The following is a 16,790-nucleotide window of genomic DNA, read 5'->3' as shown; positions in this document are numbered from 1 at the left end:
TGAAAGCCGGTTCTACGGAAACCCGCAATTCCGGCAATCTGGCGCTGCCCGCGTCGCCGTATCAGGTGATGGCCGGAACGGTGATCGCCGGTGCGCTGGTGACAGGCATCAAGTCGGACTTGCCGGGCGACGTGATCGCCACGGTGACAGAGCCAGTCTTTGACACAGCCACGGGCAAGTTCCTGCTGATTCCGCAGGGGGCGCGCATCCTTGGGCGCTACAACAGCCAGGTCAGCTACGGGCAGAGCCGCGTGCAAGTAGTGTGGAACCGGATCATCTTGCCCGACACGTCTTCGCTGACGCTCGACAACCTAGTGGGCACCGATCCGGCCGGCTACGCTGGCCTGGAGGATGACGTGAACTGGCACTGGAATCGCATCGTTGCGGGCGCGGTGTTGACGACGCTGCTGGGCGTGGGCGCCGAACTGGCCGCGCCGGAGAACCGGCAGGACGGCAACCGCATTGTGATTGCCGGGCGCGACAGCGCGCAGGACAGCATCAATCAGGTCGGCCAAGAGATCACCCGGCGCAACATGAATATCCAGCCGACGCTGACCACGCGGCCGGGCCTGCCGGTGCGCATCATCGTCAACCGCGATTTGGTGTTGCGGCCTTACCAGCCGATGTTCTTCCAACGGGGGGCGATGCAATGAGCACAACCAAGAAGCTGCGGCTCGGGCCGCTGCCCAAGACCGAGAGCATCAAGCTGACCTTTGCGTGCCCGGTCAGCTTGAAAGCCGACCTTGACCGCTACGCCGCGCTGCACGCGCAGGCGTATGGCGAGACGGTCGATGCCATGACGCTGATCCCGCATATGCTGGAGGCGTTTATCGCTGGGGATCGAGGATTCCGGCGGGGCAGGGGAGATGACACCCGACCTTCTTCCCGCACGGCTATGCCGAAAGGGTGATTGTTTGGATTAGATTCCATTGTCGTATCCAGCCTACGATTGGTGGTTCCATATCAAATTGACGTTTTCTTGGAAAAGATATATATATCGTAGTATGGCTACGACTAATTCAAGCAGACTAAATGTGCTCTACACCCGGTTGGCACCGGGAACGCCGCTGACCTCGCTGGACTTGGCGGCGTTGGGCATCTCTGCTGACCTGGCTGTTCACTACGTCCGGGCAGGGTGGCTCAAGCGCCTGGCGCGGGGGGTGTTCTGCCGCCCCAACGATCCCCCGGCGCTTCATCCCAGCCTGCTGCTGTTGCAGCGCCAGTTCGAGGGGCTGCACGTCGGCGGCAAGTCGGCGCTGGACTGGTACGGTGTGCGGCAGTACGTAGCGCAGCAGCCGGTGCTGCATCTGTATGGCTGGAAGGCCGCACGCTTGCCGGAATGGTTCACGGAACGATTCCCAGCTGAATACCACCGCAAACGGCTGTTCGACGAGCAGCCGGCCGCCTTGTTGCACGTTGGCGCGTTCGAGAAGCGCAGCGGGGCGCCGCAGGTGTCCGCGCCGGAGCGCGCCTTGCTGGAACTGTTGAGTGAGGTTGGCGTGCGCCAGCCCTTACAGGAAGCCCGCGAACTGGTGGAGAGCGCCTATAGCCTGCGCCCCGACGTGTTACGCGAGCTGTTGCAACACTGCACAAACGTCAAGACCGTGCGGCTGTGCCTGCAACTCGGCCGCGAGGCGTCATTGCCCTGGGCGGCCAAGCTCGATCCGGCCGCGCTGCCGACGGGTAGCGACCGTCCCTGGGTGTCTCGATCGGCCGATGGCCTGCTGGTACTCAAGCCATGAACCAGACCTATCTCGATACCGCGCGCCTGCTGACGCAGGTCGCGCCGCTGGTGTTTGTTGACGATACCTTTGCCCTGAAGGGCGGTACGGCGATCAACCTGTTCGTGCGCGACATGCCGCGCTTGTCGGTCGATCTCGATCTGGTTTTTCCCGATCACACCTTGCCGCGCGACGAGGCACTGGCGCGCATCAACGAGGCCATCCGGCAAGCTGCGGAGCGGTTGAAGAAGCGAGGATTCCACACACACGCGCCAGCGGCAGCAGCAGGGGAAACCAAGTTGCTGGTGCGTCGCGGCTCGATTCAGGTCAAGGTCGAAGTCAACTTCGTCATGCGCGGCACGGTGCAGCCGGTGCGCCGCGCCTCGCTGACGCCGATGGCCCGTGACGTGTTGATGGCCGATCTGGAGATTCCGGTGGTGTCGCTGGAAGAAGTGTACGGCGGCAAGCTGGTGGCGGCGCTGGATCGGCAGCATCCGCGTGATCTGTTCGACGTGATGCAGCTCTTTGCGCACGAGGGCATCACGCCCGGCATCCGGCGCGCCTTCGTGGTCTATCTGGCCAGCAGCAACCGGCCGATCCATGAAGTGTTGTTCACGCCGCTGCGAGACATCCGGCACGACTACGAGCACAACTTCCAAGGCATGACGACCGAGCCGGTGCCGCTTGATGCGCTGCTCGACGCGCGAGAACGCATGGTGCGCGAAATCCAGCAGGGTTTGGACGACGACGAGCGGCGCTTCCTGCTGTCGCTGGCCGCTGGCACGCCGGAGTGGTCATTGCTGGACATCGCACACCTCGAACAACTGCCGGGCATCCGCTGGAAGCTGCACAACCTGGCGCAGTTGCAGAAGGCCGATGCGAAGAAGTTTGCCGAGCAAGCAGATGCGCTGGCCGCAAGGTTGGGGTAGGGGGATTCCTCAACACAAGCCGGCCTGACCCGCTAAAAAATGGACACGAAACCCAGTGACTTCTCCCCGCATTGCCGACCGATTTGCGTTCCATCGTTCTACGCCACAGATCACGGTCGATGAGTATGAGCGACGCCGCGTGATCGAACTCGGTGAGTGGGTGGCTGCGCGGGGCCGCATCTACCTCGACAAGTGCTTCTGGATTCACCTGCGCGCCGCACGCACGCTCGCGTCGAGTCCACCGGGAGCGGCGGATCTTTTGGATGCCCTCGTAGCTGGTGTCTCCAACGGGCAGTTGGTGTGTCCCATCAGCGATGTACTGTTTCTTGAACTAGGGCCTGTTAACACATTCTCAGTCCATCTGCGACAAGCACGAAGCTGATGAAGCCGAGGAACATGAGATCGAGTTTCTCGAAGCGCGAGAAGATGCGCCGGTAACCCTTGAGGCGACGAAACAGTCGCTCGACCTCATTGCGGCGCTTGTACATGGCCCGGTCGTATTCCCAAGGATCAAGGCGTTTGCTGGTCGGGGGCACGACCGGAATGAATCCCAGGTCCAGAGCAAGTTGGCGGGTTTCATTGCCTTCGTATGCCCGGTCCATGAGCAAATGAACGGGTCGGCTTGTCGCCCCGAGGCTGCTGAGCAAACGCCTGCCTTCAGGTGCGTCGTGCGCTTGTCCTGGCGAGAGGCAGAACGTCACGGCCGTTCGAGCATCCGCGGCAACCATATGAATCTTGGTGTTCCATCCGCCTCGGGACTTGCCGATGGACTGAGGGCCGTTTTTTTTAACGCTCCGGTGCCGTCTGGGTGGACCTTGATGCTGGTGGAGTCCAGCGAGACCGCCTCGATCTTGATGCGCACGACCTGGGCCCGCTGCAATTCCTCGAACATGCGATCGAGTACACCGGCCTTGGTCCAGCGGTTCATGCGCGTGTAGATCGTGTGCCAGTTGCCGAACCGTTTGGGCAGTCCACGCCACTTGCAGCCATGCTCGGCCACATAGAGGATGGCGTTGACTACCTGCAGGTTGCTCAGGCTGACATTGCCGCGCTGCTTGGGCAGACAGTGCTCGATGGTGGCGAATTGCTCGGGTGTGATCTCCATGCCAGAGATTGTCCCGCGCAGTCGCAGAAATCGCCATTAGTGTTAACACGCCCTAACTCCAGGAGCTTCACGATGCACCATCTTCATTCCCACCGCGCCCGGCAGCAACGTGCCACCACCATCGCCATCACGCCATCGGTCACCCGCTGGCACCCCGCGGCGCGAGCCGCTGGTTGGACACTGCTGGCCATGACGCTGACCGTCTTCGTGGTGTTCAGGCTCGGCTGACCACCGCCATCCACCGCTCTCCATAGCCCCTTAAGGCGGACCAAGCCAATGAACCACCCAGTTTTCCGGCACTACCCCCGCAACAGCCCTCAGGCCGCCGGGCGCATCCTGGCCACCGCCTTGCTGGCCAACGGCGACATCAAGGATGTCGAATGGCAGCGACTGGCCGACACGCAGGCCTTCGAACGGCTCGATCTGCATGGCCTGCAATGGCATGTCGTTCTGGACGAGTTGTGCCAGGACCTGATGACCGGTGTTCGCCCAGGGCGGGATATCCTGATCGACGGTCCGACGCTCGCCGCCTGGCTGGACGAGATCGATAACGTCGCGTTGCAGGCGCTGGTGATCAAGCTTTGCGCTCAAGTCATCGAGGCCGACGGCGAGGTGCACCCGGGCGAGTCGATGTTGTTGCGCGCGGCACTTGAGCGGTGGGTGCTGCCGATGGAAGACCAGGAGTGTGTCGAACCACTGGTCTACGGCCTCGACTTTCAGGTGGTGCCGCGCCCTGGCATCTCGATGCCGGGCTAACGTTCGATCAAGCATCAGGCGATTCCCCTTCCCCCATTCTCCATTCCCGAGGCCGGCCGCGCTGCAGCGCTGTCGGCCTTGTTGTTTGTCGAGCTGACCAACAAAGGTATAATTCCCGCAACAGCTTGTCTGCTGTGCGAAGAGAGAACAACATGAAATATGTCTACTTGGCCCTGCTGCTCGCCATGACGGCTGTCGTTTTTCTATTCAAGTTCCAGAACCTCGACACTGTGACCGTGCAGTTCCTGTCTGCGAGCTTGACGCTACCGCTGTCGTTGCTGCTGCTGGCGGTGTACGTGCTGGGCATGCTGACGGGAGGCACGCTCCTGTCCATGGTTCGCAGCTGGGTGCGCGGCGCCACCTCGAAACCTCCCTTGAGCAACTGAGCCATGGCGACTTTGCGGCAATGACTTTTCTTCTGTTCGCGGGGGGGCTCCTGGCCTTGGTTGCCGGCGCCTTCATCCTCGTGCGCGGTGCGTCGCTCCTGGCATTGCGCCTGGGTCTGTCGCCGCTGGCGGTGGGTCTCACGGTGGTGGCTTTTGGCACCAGTGCACCGGAGTTGGCCGTGACAACCGGCGCAGTGCTGGCCGGGCAGGGCGGGCTGGCGTTGGGCAACGCCGTGGGTAGTAACATCTTCAACGTCCTGTTCATCTTGGGCGTGGCCGCGCTCATCACGCCACTGGCGGTGCACAGGCAAGTCATTCGGCAGGAAGCGCCGATCATGATCGGCGGCGCGGTGTTGCTCATCGTCCTGGGCCTGGACGGTTCGCTGGGGCTGTTCGACGGATCGCTGTTGCTCGGCCTGCTGATGGCCTACACCGCGTTCCTGGTCCGGCAGTCGCGCGCGGAGCCGGCCGCGACCGGTCCCGACGAGTACGCCGACACACTGCAGCCGGCCAAGGCGGGGCGGTGGGACGCCCGGCTGCCGGCACAGCTCGGTCTGATCGTCGCCGGGCTGGTGCTGCTCGTGCTGGGATCGGATTGGCTGGTGCAGGCGGCAGTCATCTTCGCGCGTGCACTCGGTCTGTCGGAGGTGATCATCGGCCTGACCATCGTCGCCTCGGGCACTTCGCTGCCGGAGGTGGCGGCATCGGTAGTGGCCAGCCTCAAGGGCGAACGCGACATCGCCGTGGGCAACGTGGTGGGCAGTTGCGTGTTCAACCTCTTTGGCGTCGTTGGCCTGGGGGCCGTCGTGGCGGCTGTGGGCACCGGTGCCGCGCTGCCGCTGCCGCCGGACGTGGCCCGGTTCGATCTGTGGGTCATGCTCGCCGCACTGGTGGCTTGCCTGCCGGTCTTCCTGACCGGTCGCGAGATCGCCCGTTGGGAGGGCGGCCTGTTCCTGGGCTACTACGTCGCGTATGTGGCCTACCTGGTGCTGGCGGCGCAGCGCCATGACGGCGTCCAGGCCTTCGGCGACGCGATGCTGGGGTTCGTGGTGCCGCTGACCATCGTCACGCTGGGCGTGACGATGTTGCGGCGGGCGGGGCGCTGAGCGTGGGCACGCCGCTTCTGAGCTCGGCGGCCGATGGCGGCATGGGGCTGGCCTCTCGTGCCGCCTTCACGGTGCTGCCTCTGGCTGCGCTGGGTGTCGTGGTGGGCATGTTGTTGTGGCTGCCGCTGCCTCTGGGGGGTGCGCTCGATTGGATACCGGCGCTGGGCATCTCGCTGGCCTGGCGCATTGACGGCCTGGCGGTGCTGATGCTGCTGATGATCACGGGTGTGGGCAGCGCGGTGTTCGTCTACGCAGGCGGCTACTTCGCAAGCCACCCGGGGCAACGGCGGCTGTTCGTGCAGCTCACGCTGTTCATGGTGGCGATGATCGGCTGCGTCACTGCTGACAATCTGTTCACGCTCTTCCTGTTCTGGGAAGCCACCAGCGTGCTGTCCTTCCTGCTCGTCGGCTTCCACCATGAACGCGCGGTCAGCCGCAAGGCGGCGCAGCAGGCGCTGCTGGTGACAGGCACCGGCGGCCTGGCGCTGCTGGCGGGCTTGATCCTGATCGGGCAGGTGATGGGCACCAGCACCATCAGCGTGATCGTCGAACGCCTGCCGGCCACCGCGCCCACCCCGCTGCTGACGGCGGGTGTCCTGTTGGTGATCGTGGGCGCCTTCACCAAGAGCGCGCAGTTCCCGTTCCACTTCTGGCTTCCCAACGCGATGGCCGCGCCAACACCGGTGTCGGCCTACCTGCATTCGGCCACGATGGTGAAGCTGGGTGTGTACCTGCTGGCGCGGCTGGACGCCGGCCTCGACGACTGGCTGCTGTGGCAGGTGCTGCTGCAGGGCGCGGGTTCGATCACCGCCGCCTGGGGCATGGTGCTGGCGCTGCGCGAGCGCGACCTCAAGCGCATCCTGGCCTGGTCGACGGTGGCCACGCTGGGCACCTTGGTGGCGCTGGTGGGCATGCCAGGCGAAGGTGCTGCGGTGGCTGTGGGCGCGCTGCTGCTGGCGCATGCGCTGTACAAGGCGCCGCTGTTCTTCGTCGCTGGCAATGTCGATCATGGCACCGGCACCCGCATCATCGACCGACTGGGCAACCTGCGCCACGCCATGCCGTGGACCGCGGCGGCGGCGGCGCTGGCCGGCATGTCGATGGCCGGCATCCCCTTGTCGTTCGGCTTCGTGGTGAAGGACCTGATCGGCGACGCCAAGGCGGCCGACAACGTGCTGGCTTTCGCGCCGCTGGCCAACACGGTGTTCTCGGCCATCGCGGTGGCCGTGGCCGGTGTCGCCGCCGTGCGCGTGTTCTGGCACCGCGCGCCCGAGCCCGCGCTCACCGGCGTGCATGAGGCCGGTCCCGCGCTGGTGCTGCCGCCCATGGTGCTGGCCGGCTTCGGCGTCGCGCTGGGGCTGTTCCCGGCCTGGGCCCAGCCGATGGTAGAAGCTGCGGGGGTGGCCATGACCGCCGGCGACGGCCCTGTGCTGGCGCCGCTGGCGCGGGCACTGCTGGCAGAGTCGCTGACCTTTGCCACCACGCTGGCGCTGGGTGCGATCGTCTATCTGCTGTGGGACGTGCTGCACCGCATGGTGGATGCGGTTGCCCCGCGGCTAGCCACCTTCGGCCTTGCCAGGCTCTACGAACGTTCCCTGGACTGGATTCCGCGTCTCGCTGCGTTCAGTACGCGGGCGTTGCAGCACGGACGCTCGCCAGGTTACATGGCCGTGGCGGCGGCCGCGGCGGTGCTGGCCATCGGGCTCCCGCTGGTGGCAGCCGCGCCCACGCTGGCCTGGCCGGCCTGGTCTGCGCCGCCATTGGGCGTGGCCGGTGCCGTGCTACTGATCGCTGTCGGCGCCATGGCGGCCGCCACGCTGAAGGACCGCCTGGTGCTGCTGCTGGGTGCCGGTCTCGTGGGCTACGGCAGCGCAGTGCTGTTTCTCTTTGCGGGGGCGCCGGACGTCGCCTTCACACAGGTGGTCGTTGAGACGGTGTTCGTCATCGTCGTTGCGGCGGTGCTGTTGGCGTTGAAACGCCAAGGCAAGGCCATGAGCGTGCCCGAGCCGGTCTGGCGTCCGATGGCGCTCGTGCTGTCGCTGGCCTTCGCCACCGTGCTGACCGCGCTGCTGCTGGCCGCCGTGGCGCTGCCCTTCGACGACACGCTGTCGCGCTGGTTCGGCGAGCACAGTGTGCCGGCCGCGCAGGGCCGCAACGTGGTAAACGTGATTCTGGTCGACTTCCGAGCGCTGGACACGCTGGGCGAGATCACGGTCGTGATGCTGTCGCTGCTGGCGGCGGTGCCGCTGCTGCGTGCTGTGCGCACCCGGCGCGACACGGAGGCCGGACGATGAACCGCCGGCTGGTCATCCTGGAGGTAGTGGCTAAGCCCCTGTACGTGGTGATCCTGGCCGCGTCGCTGGTGGTCCTGCTGCGCGGCCACAACGAGCCCGGCGGCGGCTTCATCGGCGGCCTGCTGGCGGTGACCGCCAGCGTGCTGTGGGCCGTCGCGCACGGACCCGATGCCGCCACGCAGCGCCTGCCGCTGCGCTCGCCGGTGCGGCTTGCGGCGCTGGGCGTGCTGGTCGGCGCGCTGTCGGGCCTGCCGGCCTGGCTGATGGGCAAGGCCTACCTTACGCACCTGTGGGCCGGTGTGCCGCTGGGCTTCACGACGCTGCCGGTGTCCACGGTGCTGGTGTTTGATCTCGGCGTCTACCTGTGCGTGTGGGGTGCGCTGGGGGGTTATGCCATCGCACTGCTCGACAGCGACGAGGCGGAGGAGGGCGCGCAATGATCTGGGCCGTCGCCTTCGCGCTCTGGATCACGTTGACCGCAGGGCTGTACCTGGCGCTGTCGCGCGACGTGCTGCGCTGCGTGGTGGGCCTGGCGCTGCTGGGCAGCGCGGTGAACCTGCTGCTGCTGGCCGCGGGCCGCCTGGGGTCGGCGCAGCCGGCGGTGATCGAGGCGGGCGGCCGGGTGCTGCAGGAGGCGGCCAACCCGCTGCCGCAGGCGCTGGTGCTGACCGCCATCGTGATCGGGTTCGCGCTGATGTGCTTTGCGCTCGTGCTGGTCATGCAGTTGGTGCGGCGCGTCGGCACCGACGATGCGCTGGCGCTGCGGCTGGTGGAGCCCGAGCCGGCGGACCCCGTGAAGCCGCCGCTGGCCTTCGATGCCGTCCATGCCGACGACGATGCGCGGCCGCAGAGGGCCGACACGTGAGCATCGTCGCCACCGCACCCGTGCTCGTGCCGCTGGCCACCGCGGGCCTGACGGCGCTGTTCTCGGGCCGGTCCCGCACGCAGCAGGCCATCAGCTTCGTCGGCGTCCTGGGCTTCCTGGGGGCGGCGGTGACGCTGCTGGCGCAGGTCAGCGCCAGCGGCCCGGTCGGCGTCAGCTTCGGCGATTGGCCCGCGCCCTACGGCATTCAGTTCCGCTTCGACGGCCTGTCCACCGCCTTGCTGCTGTTGACGGCGCTGATGGGCCTGGTCACGCTGATCTTCCTGGGCAGCGACGCCGACCCCGGTCCGCGCCACCGGCTGCTGCTGCCGCTGCTGCACGGCACGCTGGCCGGCGTGGCCGGTGCCTTCAGCACCGCCGACCTGTTCAACCTCTATGTCTGGTTCGAGGTGATGCTGATCTGCGCCCTGGGCCTGATCGCGCTGGGCGGCCGGCGCGACCAGCTCGATGCCGCCTTCAAGTACCTGGGCCTGAACCTGTTCGGCACGCTCCTGCTGCTGGCCGCCATCGGGCTGCTCTATGCCGCCACAGGGCAGCTCAACTACGGCGGGCTGGCACTGGCGGCGCGCCAGCTCGACCCGGCCCTGCTGCACACGTTGCTGGCGGCGCTGACGGTGGGGCTGCTGCTGAAGGCCGGGGCTTTTCCGCTGTATGCCTGGCTGCCGGCGTCCTACCCCACGCTGCCCGCGCCGGTGCTGGCCCTGTTCGCCGCGCTGCTGGGCAAGGTGGCGGCCTACGCCGTGCTGCGCATGCTGGGCGACGTGTTCATGCCCGAAGGTGCGGCGCTGTACGAGGTGCTGGGCTGGGTGGCGGTGGCCACCATGGTGGCTGGTGTGCTGGGCGCGGCGCACCACTGGGACATACGGCGCATCCTGGCCTTCCACAGCGTCAGCCAGATCGGTTACGTGCTGCTGGCGGTGGCACTGGGCGGCCCGGCCGGCCATGCCGCGGCGCTGTTCTACACGCTGCACCACAGCCTGGTGAAGGCCAGTCTGTACCTGACCGCCGGCATGGTGGCCAGCGTGGCCGGCAGCTACGACCTGCGGCGCATCGGTGGCCTGGCCGCCGCACGGCCGATGCTGGCGCTGCTGTTCGCGGTGATGGCCTTGTCGCTGGTAGGCATTCCGCCGCTGTCGGGCTTCTGGGCCAAGCTGCTGGTGCTGCAGGAGGCCTTTGCACAGGGGCGCTACACGTGGGCCGCGCTGGCCCTGCTGGTGAGCGTGCTGACGCTCTACTCGATGATGAAGATCTGGACCGAGGCCTTCTGGAAGCCCCATCCCTTGGCCGATGCGGAAGGTGTATGGCCAGCGCGGCGCGTGGCGCTCGCACCGGCCTGGGCGGCGACGGTCAGCCTGGCGGCCGTGACGCTTGCGATCGGATTTGCACCCCAGACACTGATCGAGTTCGCGCAGGCCGCGGCCGCGACGCTGGGCCGGAAATGAACCGCAGGAGCCGCCACATGAATTGCCGTGCCGCATGAACAAGCTCACCGCCGCCGTCCTTTTGCCACTGCGCTTTGGCTGGGCGATGCTCGCCTCGGGCGTGCAAACGGTTGCCGCGATCATTCGGCGCGGCCTGGTGATCGGCACGCCGCCTGTGGCGACCTTCGTGCGCATCGGCTTCGCGCCGATGAGTCCACAGGGCGCTGCGCTGCTGGGCTGCATGATCTCGCTGACGCCGGGGACGACGGTGATCGACATCGACCTGGTGCGCCGGGAGATGGTGCTGCACGTGCTCGACGCGAACAACGCGGCGGCTGAGGTCGACGCCATCCGGCGCGACTTCGAGCCGCCGCTGCTGGCCTGGTTTGGAGAGTCGGCATGAACGGGCTGCTGAACGCGGCCTCGGTGGGCTGGGCCACAGCGGTGCTCACCTTGCTGGCGCTGTGCGCGACCCTGATCGCCACCGTGCGCATCGTGCGCGGGCCTCGGCATGCGGATCGCGTGGTGGCCCTCGACATCTTCCTGGCGGCCGCCGTGGCGCTGTGCGTTGCGGCCTCGCTGGCCACCCGCCGCACCGTGTTCCTCGACGTGGCCATCGGCCTTGCGCTGGTCGGCTTCGTGGGGACGGTGGGGTGGGCACGCTTGATCGAGCGGTCGGCGCCGTCCGATACGCAGGAGGAGCGGCGATGATGACGACCCTGGGCGGGCTGCTGCTTGCTGCTGGCGCGGTGTTGCTGGTGATCGCAGCCTGGGGCGTGATCGTGTTGCCCGATGCACTGGCCCGCCAGCACGCGGCGACGAAGGCGGGCACGTTGGCGCTGACACTCGTGTGCGTGGGCGCCTTGCTCGTGGCCCAGGACACGGCCTGGACCTGGCGGCTGCTGCTGATCCTGGGTTTTCTGCTGGCGACCTTGCCGGTGGCTTCTCACCTACTGGCACGGGCTGCAGTGCGCGAAGGGGGTCTGGCTCAAGCGGTCGACGCGGCGGAGTTCGTCTCCAACACGGACTGGGACGGAACGCCTGACTGAAACAGGTGTTCCGTCAGCGCCTGATTAAACTCAGCCAAGAGCGTTGAATTGCTGCCGTTCAAATCAAGCTGCCAGTTATTCTGAACAACGAGCATGCATACACCGAAGTCGCGGGGGTTTCGGTGACGAGACTGACGAACTGGTTGTCGGTATAGAAGTCCCCGGCAATATGGGGTCTGGTGTAGGCGGCTACGAGGGAAACCTTGGTCGAGCGCATGGCTGGCGCCACCTGTACGTACTGTGCTTTGGCCCGCTGGGTCGAGGTGTATTCATTGCTTTCGTTTGTAGCTTGTTCTTTGACATCGGTGGTTCTCGCAGAACTTGATGTTGTTTGGTGCGAGAGATTGGCGTTCGCGTCTCGGCGTACCTCCGTCGGGCTCTGCGGGCTGCGCCCCGCGCCCCTGCGGGTCGCAGCCATTCGGCTCCGATCTCTGACGCGCTCCGGCCGTCGGTGGGCCCCCGGCCTGCGCGCTGCGCTTGCCTGTTTCGTGCCTGCTTGTGTGGTGGGGCTGGCTTGCTGATCCCTTCATCCTTGCACACCGTTCTCGCTGTCAAGGTCTGCGCGTCCTGTGGTCGCTGGCGGCCGTTCGGCCGTCTTCGAACCTGTGACCGCTGCGCTGCGGCGTGCCGTTTCCGGTCTCGGGCAATCCCGCCCGATCACCGGAGTTGGTCATGGACGACAAATCACACGTTTCGCTGGAGCAGCAGCTTTGTCTGGTGTGCGGCACTGCTTTTGATACCGGCAACATCTTGCTCGACCGGCGCCTGCGCGCGAGCATGAAGCACCACACGACGACGGGCTGGGGGCTGTGTCCCAAGCACCAGCGCCTGTTTTCGGAGGGCTTCGTGGCCTTGGTCGAATGCGATCCGCAGCGCAGCGGAACGCCGTCGGGTTCGGGCCTGATGAAGCCTGATCAGGCGTACCGCACCGGGCGGCTGGCGCATTTGAAGCGGGATGCCTTCGCCCGGGTGTTCAACGTTCCGGTCGCGGCCGAGCAGCCGTGTGTCTTTGTCGAGCTTGGCGTGATCGAACAACTGCAGGCGATGGTGCCTGCGACAGATTGACGCTGCGTTGAGGCCTTGTGGCGCCGCCCCGTACATCGCGGGAGCGGCGCTTTTCTGATGCTGTGCTGCGCTGTTGGGGTTGACCCTCAACCCAATGGGCCGACCCCTTTCTCTCCGGCAGTGCTGCGCGATTCGCACCCCCTGCGCGCCGGTTTCACCGGCTTGCCTGGCCTTTGCGGGCGCTCCCCCCGTCAAGGGCCGCTGCGGCGCCCGTGTCCTCGGCTGCGCCTGCGGGCCGCGCCAGCGCCTTCGCTTCCTCCCTTGACGGCGCACCCGCGCCGGCCCCAGCTGCTGCCCATGGCCGCGAAGGGCTTCGCGGCCCCTGCGGAGCCCAACACCCAAGGAGAGCGCCCATGCACAGCAACGACTGACTTCCCAACCTTTTCACTATGTCTTCCATTGTTTGAACAAGGTCCCCTTGTGGGACAGGAGATTTCACATGAACACCGTTACCGAGGGTTGGCCGTTAATTCGGGAAAAGTCCGACAATCTTCGGTAACCGATTGTCGCTGCAGCAATTTCGCCACCGCAGATCAGTGAGACGTTGTGTTCCTTCGCCGCGCCGCTGGCGCCCATTACTTCAGAGGAAGGTCTTGGGTCGCCTCTTCGGCTGCAGGCGGACGCACGCGACGCTTGCCGGTGCGCTCGACGGGCTCCGTCGCCGGCGTCAATGTCGCATCACGCTGAGCCCACGCGGCCTGCATGCCTTCAAACCGAGCCTGGGTTCGCTCGCGTTCGAGTTCGGAATCGCGTAGCTCTCGGCGCGTTTGCTCAAGTTGCGATCTCGCCTGGTCCAGGTGGGACTGCAGCACCTCTGCGTCTGTGATCGCCTTTGCCGTTCGCTGTTCGAGGGATGTCACTTGTGCCGGAAGCGGTCGCAAGGATTCCAGTTCTTCACGAGCTTTGCGGACCTCGCGTTCGGCCTCCGTCAACGCCTTCTGCTGGTGCGTGGTCTGTTCAAGCAGGCGGCCGTTATCACGATTGAGTCTCAGCAGCTCCGCGTTCTTGGCGGTGACCTGGTCCGCGGCCTGGCGGAGTTCGACCTGCAACGCCTGAAGGGCCTGTTCGTGCTGACGTTGCTCGCGTGCCCTTTGCTCCTGCGCCTGGGCCCGGAAGTGGTCAACGTCAGCGCCCACGACGAGCCGCGCAGCCCCGAGCAGAAGCGCCGTGCGATGAGCTGGGCGCAACGGCTCAAGCGGGTCTTTTCCATCGACGTCACCACCTGCGCCCACTGCGGCGGCGCGGTACGGATCGTCGCCAGCATCGAGGAACCCACCGCCATCCGCGCCATCCTCGCCCACTTCGAGAAGCACGGCGCGCTGGAGCAAGCGCACTACCGGCCCGCAGCGCGCGCGCCGCCGCCGGCCGCGTGACGAGGTGCCGGCCACACAGCCGGCAGCCAAGCCAGAGTCCGATCCGATGCGGCCACGACCCCGCAGGGCTGCGCTCGGCCCTGTGCCGGGATTCGGTGAGAAATGGCTACGCACTGAGCCGCTGCGTGGCCCCGCGATGTCGAAAACCCACGCATGAACCCCCGATCTGTGCCCGATCTGTGCCCAAAGCGGCGCTTGCGCGGCCGCTTCCTACCCGCCAGACTCGCAAAAAAGGGCGGTTGAACTTCCTATACCCGCTTCCGCATCGCCGGCCGGCTGAACTACGCCGACACCGACGACCATCGCGACCGCCTGGCGAACGCGCGCTTCATCGAAGGCAACGCCGGCTTCGCCTGGCGGCCGTGGGATAGCGCGCGCTGGGAAATGTTCGGCCGCTACACCTACCTGTACGACCTCTCCAGCCTGGGCCAGCGCGAGCAGGACTACGACCAGAAAACCCAGGTGCTGTCGGTGGAAGGCGTCTACCGCCACGACCAGCATTGGGAAGTGGCCGGCAAGCTCGCCCGGCGCGAGGGCGAGGTGCGCTACGGACGCGGCAGCGGGCCGTGGTTCGACTCGGCCACCGACTTCGCCGCGCTACAGCTGCGCTACGAGGTGGTCTACGCCTGGCACGCGCTGGCCGAATACCGCTGGCTGGACGTGCAGGCCGGCGGCACGCGGCAGGGCTGGCTGGTCGGACTGGACCGCGACATCGGCAAGAACTTCCGCATCGGCGCCGGCTACAACTTCACCGAGTTCAGCGACGACCTGACCGACTTCGACTACGACCACGAGGGCTGGTTCCTCAACATGGTCGGGATGTACTGAGGGTGCCGGTCCACGCAAGACCGTCGACGTTCAGCCGTCCACGGTCTCCTCGCCGCCATCCTTGGACAGCTCTTCGGCCCGGCGCTCATCCAGGTGGCGCTGCAGGCGGGCCACGTCTTCGGGCGACCAGTCGTCGATGCCGGTGACTTCCAGCCAGGCGTTGATGTAGTGCGATGGCGCGTAGACGTGGCCGAAACCCATTGGTGCGCTCATCGACAGCGAAGTATCCATTGCCATCTGCATCATCGTCACGACCGGATACCAGCGCATCGCCGGGGATACGTCCGGCGGGCGCGGGGCATCGAGCAATTCCGGTTCGCGGAAGAAGCTGTGACGGTCGAAGAACGTCACCGCGTCGCTGCCGTACTGCAGGTAGACCACGCGCATCGGGCCCCACGGCGTGCCGGGCGGGGTGGAGCTGCCGTCCTGGTTCATGAAGCGGACGAACGAGCCGTCCTGGAACTGCGGCAGCCACACCGGCGAACCGGGATTGCGCGAGCGGGTCAGCCCGGCCCACTTGCTGGCGGCGAACGGAGGTCCGCTCCAGACCGCGCCATCGAATGGTTCGCCGAGCAGCTCGAACATCTCGAACGAGCGTTCCGAATTGAGCGCGCCCAGGCTCAGGCCGTGCAGGTACAGCTTCGGCCGCCGCTCGGGCGGCAGCGTGCGCCAGTAGCCGTAGACCTCGCGGAACAGTGCGCGCGCGGTGACCCCGCCTGTATCCGGATCCAGGAACAGCGTCAGCGGACTGGACAGGTACGAGTACTGCACCGCGACGCTGGCCACATCGCCGCGGTAGAGATATTCGATGCCGTCGATGCCGGACGGGTCGACCCAACCGGTGCCGGTCGGAGTGATGATGATCAGCGCCTTGCGCTCGAAGCCGCCGACGCGCTTGAGTTCTTCCAGCGCCAGCTGGGCGCGCTCTTCGGGCGTGTCGCCGGTGGGCAGGCCCGCGTACACGCGCAGCGGCGCCTTGGCGCCGGGACCGGCGTAGGCGGCGAGTTCGTCGGCGGTGGGGCGGGCATCGACGTAGCGCCGGCCCATGCGCCCGAGCTGGTTCCAGGCCACTAGCGACTGCGCGCTGCCGGGGCTGTCCCATTCGGTCGGCGGCGGCATGTCGGGCGGGATCAGTGCATCGGCCTGGCGATAGGAGGCGTCCAGGGTGTCCAGCAACGAGGACAGGATCACGCCGTTGACCAGGCCCACCAGCAGCAGCACGCCGGCGATCGCACCGACCACGTGCGCGATCCGTCGCGGCACCTTGCGGGTGACCAGGCGCATCACCGCCTTGATGATCATCAGCGCGATGCGGCCCAGCACGACCAGCAGCAGCGCCACGACCGCCGCACCCGCGAGTACGCCCAGGATGCGCGATGGACCGGCGGGAGCCAGGTGCATCAGTTCGCGGACGATGTTTTCCCAATGCTGGCTGCGCCAAAGCGCGAGCGCGGCGATGACCGCGCAGGCGACGACCGCGATACGGCGGCGACGCGGCTGTCCCGCCGGCCCGGGGAGCGGCAGCTCCAGGTATCCCCACAGCCAGCGCAGCAGCACGCCCAGGCCGTAGCCGGCGGCCAGGCACATGCCCGACAGCACCGCCTGCGCGACCGTGATCCGTGGCGTGAGGCTGGGCGTGAGCGAGGCGGCGAAGAACAACGTCCCCAGCACGAGCCCGGTATTGCCAAGGCGCGCCAGCAGCGAACGCCGGAGCCGGGTGAACCAGCCATCGGATGTAGTACCGGAAGCGAGTGCAGCGTCGTCGTCCTGTTGCATCAAGTATCCCCTGCGAGTGGTCCCCTTGGGCCAATATACGGACACGGATAGGCGTTTTAACCGCATGAGGCCAAGTATCGCACCGCGGAAGCGCCATC

21 protein-coding genes are annotated in these 16,790 nt (G+C 66.6%); 18 read left to right on the top strand and 3 right to left on the bottom strand.

All coding sequences use genetic code 11. From position 1 onward, the window contains the following. The 4 genes from RYM47_RS18745 to RYM47_RS18730 all read left to right on the top strand — a co-directional run. The coding region (locus tag RYM47_RS18745; RefSeq protein ID WP_315389948.1) for a TrbI/VirB10 family protein at positions 1-653 on the top strand (653 nt) is incomplete at its 5' end. Continuing rightward, positions 650-910, top strand: a complete 261-nt coding sequence (locus RYM47_RS18740; RefSeq protein WP_047290280.1) for a DUF2274 domain-containing protein — start codon at positions 650-652, stop codon at positions 908-910. The genes RYM47_RS18745 and RYM47_RS18740, both read left to right, overlap by 4 nt. A gap of 94 nt (positions 911-1,004) precedes the next feature. Continuing rightward, positions 1,005-1,742, top strand: coding sequence for a type IV toxin-antitoxin system AbiEi family antitoxin (locus RYM47_RS18735; RefSeq protein ID WP_047290281.1), 738 nt, complete (start codon positions 1,005-1,007; stop codon positions 1,740-1,742). Then, a complete protein-coding gene (locus RYM47_RS18730; protein WP_053506162.1) occupies positions 1,739-2,650 on the top strand; it encodes a nucleotidyl transferase AbiEii/AbiGii toxin family protein in 912 nt (303 codons plus the stop codon). Before RYM47_RS18735 ends, RYM47_RS18730 begins: the two co-directional genes overlap by 4 nt. A gap of 341 nt (positions 2,651-2,991) precedes the next feature. Here the strand turns inward: RYM47_RS18730 and RYM47_RS18725 are convergent. After that, a protein-coding gene (locus RYM47_RS18725; protein WP_121335901.1) for an IS5 family transposase occupies positions 2,992-3,755 on the bottom strand; the annotation gives its coding sequence in 2 pieces (ribosomal slippage) (positions 2,992-3,440 and positions 3,440-3,755; 765 coding nt in all). 72 nt (positions 3,756-3,827) lie between these two features. Here RYM47_RS18725 and RYM47_RS18720 point away from each other — a divergent pair. From RYM47_RS18720 to RYM47_RS18670, 11 genes are all read left to right on the top strand, one after another. Continuing rightward, positions 3,828-3,983: a hypothetical protein gene (locus RYM47_RS18720; protein ID WP_154583166.1), complete on the top strand. Its 156-nt coding sequence runs from the start codon at positions 3,828-3,830 to the stop codon at positions 3,981-3,983. Between the two features lie 48 nt (positions 3,984-4,031). Continuing rightward, the gene (locus RYM47_RS18715) at positions 4,032-4,511 is read left to right on the top strand and encodes a TerB family tellurite resistance protein (RefSeq protein WP_047290285.1); all 480 of its coding nucleotides are present in this window, start codon (positions 4,032-4,034) and stop codon (positions 4,509-4,511) included. Between the two features lie 152 nt (positions 4,512-4,663). Then, the gene (locus tag RYM47_RS18710) at positions 4,664-4,897 is read left to right on the top strand and encodes a lipopolysaccharide assembly protein LapA domain-containing protein (RefSeq protein WP_053506161.1); all 234 of its coding nucleotides are present in this window, start codon (positions 4,664-4,666) and stop codon (positions 4,895-4,897) included. Between the two features lie 20 nt (positions 4,898-4,917). Beyond that, positions 4,918-6,003 (top strand): calcium/sodium antiporter, encoded by a 1,086-nt coding sequence (locus tag RYM47_RS18705; protein WP_053506160.1) that lies wholly within the window; start codon positions 4,918-4,920, stop codon positions 6,001-6,003. 2 nt (positions 6,004-6,005) lie between these two features. Further along, positions 6,006-8,297, top strand: a complete 2,292-nt coding sequence (mbhE, locus tag RYM47_RS18700; protein WP_070208641.1) for a hydrogen gas-evolving membrane-bound hydrogenase subunit E — start codon at positions 6,006-6,008, stop codon at positions 8,295-8,297. Then, the gene (locus RYM47_RS18695; protein ID WP_047290288.1) at positions 8,294-8,737 is read left to right on the top strand and encodes an MnhB domain-containing protein; all 444 of its coding nucleotides are present in this window, start codon (positions 8,294-8,296) and stop codon (positions 8,735-8,737) included. The genes mbhE and RYM47_RS18695 overlap by 4 nt, the downstream gene beginning before the upstream one ends. Continuing rightward, positions 8,734-9,162, top strand: coding sequence for an NADH-quinone oxidoreductase subunit K (locus RYM47_RS18690; RefSeq protein WP_047290289.1), 429 nt, complete (start codon positions 8,734-8,736; stop codon positions 9,160-9,162). The genes RYM47_RS18695 and RYM47_RS18690 overlap by 4 nt, the downstream gene beginning before the upstream one ends. Further along, the gene (locus RYM47_RS18685) at positions 9,159-10,622 is read left to right on the top strand and encodes a proton-conducting transporter membrane subunit (protein WP_053506158.1); all 1,464 of its coding nucleotides are present in this window, start codon (positions 9,159-9,161) and stop codon (positions 10,620-10,622) included. The genes RYM47_RS18690 and RYM47_RS18685 overlap by 4 nt, the downstream gene beginning before the upstream one ends. Positions 10,623-10,656: 34 nt before the next feature. Then, positions 10,657-11,004, top strand: coding sequence for a Na+/H+ antiporter subunit E (locus tag RYM47_RS18680; protein WP_053506157.1), 348 nt, complete (start codon positions 10,657-10,659; stop codon positions 11,002-11,004). Further along, positions 11,001-11,312, top strand: coding sequence for a monovalent cation/H+ antiporter complex subunit F (locus RYM47_RS18675; RefSeq protein ID WP_047290292.1), 312 nt, complete (start codon positions 11,001-11,003; stop codon positions 11,310-11,312). Before RYM47_RS18680 ends, RYM47_RS18675 begins: the two co-directional genes overlap by 4 nt. Beyond that, positions 11,309-11,650, top strand: a complete 342-nt coding sequence (locus RYM47_RS18670; protein ID WP_047290293.1) for a monovalent cation/H(+) antiporter subunit G — start codon at positions 11,309-11,311, stop codon at positions 11,648-11,650. Before RYM47_RS18675 ends, RYM47_RS18670 begins: the two co-directional genes overlap by 4 nt. Positions 11,651-11,708: 58 nt before the next feature. Here RYM47_RS18670 and RYM47_RS18665 read toward each other — a convergent pair whose 3' ends face one another. Beyond that, entirely contained in the window at positions 11,709-12,068 is a 360-nt protein-coding gene (locus tag RYM47_RS18665) for a hypothetical protein (RefSeq protein WP_141739189.1), read from the bottom strand. Positions 12,069-12,322: 254 nt separating this feature from the next. On the opposite strand from RYM47_RS18665, the gene RYM47_RS18660 reads away from it, so the two are divergent. From RYM47_RS18660 to RYM47_RS18650, 3 genes are all read left to right on the top strand, one after another. Next, positions 12,323-12,715 (top strand): hypothetical protein, encoded by a 393-nt coding sequence (locus RYM47_RS18660; RefSeq protein WP_047290294.1) that lies wholly within the window; start codon positions 12,323-12,325, stop codon positions 12,713-12,715. 797 nt (positions 12,716-13,512) lie between these two features. Continuing rightward, entirely contained in the window at positions 13,513-14,088 is a 576-nt protein-coding gene (locus tag RYM47_RS18655; protein ID WP_315389937.1) for a hypothetical protein, read from the top strand. A 384-nt stretch (positions 14,089-14,472) separates the two neighbouring features. Continuing rightward, entirely contained in the window at positions 14,473-14,916 is a 444-nt protein-coding gene (locus tag RYM47_RS18650) for a hypothetical protein (protein WP_047290313.1), read from the top strand. A 30-nt stretch (positions 14,917-14,946) separates the two neighbouring features. Here RYM47_RS18650 and RYM47_RS18645 read toward each other — a convergent pair whose 3' ends face one another. Next, on the bottom strand, positions 14,947-16,692 hold the full coding sequence (locus tag RYM47_RS18645; RefSeq protein ID WP_080376634.1) for an alpha/beta-hydrolase family protein: 1,746 nt from the start codon (positions 16,690-16,692) through the stop codon (positions 14,947-14,949). Between the last annotated feature and the right edge of the window lie 98 nt (positions 16,693-16,790).

The sequence above is a fragment of the uncultured Stenotrophomonas sp. genome, from assembly GCF_963519125.1.
Classification (GTDB): Bacteria; Pseudomonadota; Gammaproteobacteria; order Xanthomonadales; family Xanthomonadaceae; genus Stenotrophomonas.
This window is presented reverse-complemented; position numbering and strand designations above follow the sequence as displayed.

Coding starts and splice junctions, on each gene's coding strand:
- RYM47_RS18690 (WP_047290289.1), top strand. CDS start 8,734: ATGATCTGGGCCGTCGCCTTCGCGCTCTGGATCACGTTGACCGCAGGG.
- RYM47_RS18710 (WP_053506161.1), top strand. CDS start 4,664: ATGAAATATGTCTACTTGGCCCTGCTGCTCGCCATGACGGCTGTCGTT.
- RYM47_RS18740 (WP_047290280.1), top strand. CDS start 650: ATGAGCACAACCAAGAAGCTGCGGCTCGGGCCGCTGCCCAAGACCGAG.
- RYM47_RS18680 (WP_053506157.1), top strand. CDS start 10,657: ATGAACAAGCTCACCGCCGCCGTCCTTTTGCCACTGCGCTTTGGCTGG.
- RYM47_RS18675 (WP_047290292.1), top strand. CDS start 11,001: ATGAACGGGCTGCTGAACGCGGCCTCGGTGGGCTGGGCCACAGCGGTG.
- RYM47_RS18720 (WP_154583166.1), top strand. CDS start 3,828: ATGCACCATCTTCATTCCCACCGCGCCCGGCAGCAACGTGCCACCACC.
- RYM47_RS18695 (WP_047290288.1), top strand. CDS start 8,294: ATGAACCGCCGGCTGGTCATCCTGGAGGTAGTGGCTAAGCCCCTGTAC.
- RYM47_RS18735 (WP_047290281.1), top strand. CDS start 1,005: ATGGCTACGACTAATTCAAGCAGACTAAATGTGCTCTACACCCGGTTG.
- RYM47_RS18715 (WP_047290285.1), top strand. CDS start 4,032: ATGAACCACCCAGTTTTCCGGCACTACCCCCGCAACAGCCCTCAGGCC.
- RYM47_RS18670 (WP_047290293.1), top strand. CDS start 11,309: ATGATGACGACCCTGGGCGGGCTGCTGCTTGCTGCTGGCGCGGTGTTG.
- RYM47_RS18665 (WP_141739189.1), bottom strand. CDS start 12,068: ATGGCTGCGACCCGCAGGGGCGCGGGGCGCAGCCCGCAGAGCCCGACG.
- RYM47_RS18660 (WP_047290294.1), top strand. CDS start 12,323: ATGGACGACAAATCACACGTTTCGCTGGAGCAGCAGCTTTGTCTGGTG.
- RYM47_RS18730 (WP_053506162.1), top strand. CDS start 1,739: ATGAACCAGACCTATCTCGATACCGCGCGCCTGCTGACGCAGGTCGCG.
- RYM47_RS18650 (WP_047290313.1), top strand. CDS start 14,473: ATGTTCGGCCGCTACACCTACCTGTACGACCTCTCCAGCCTGGGCCAG.
- RYM47_RS18705 (WP_053506160.1), top strand. CDS start 4,918: ATGACTTTTCTTCTGTTCGCGGGGGGGCTCCTGGCCTTGGTTGCCGGC.
- RYM47_RS18645 (WP_080376634.1), bottom strand. CDS start 16,692: ATGCAACAGGACGACGACGCTGCACTCGCTTCCGGTACTACATCCGAT.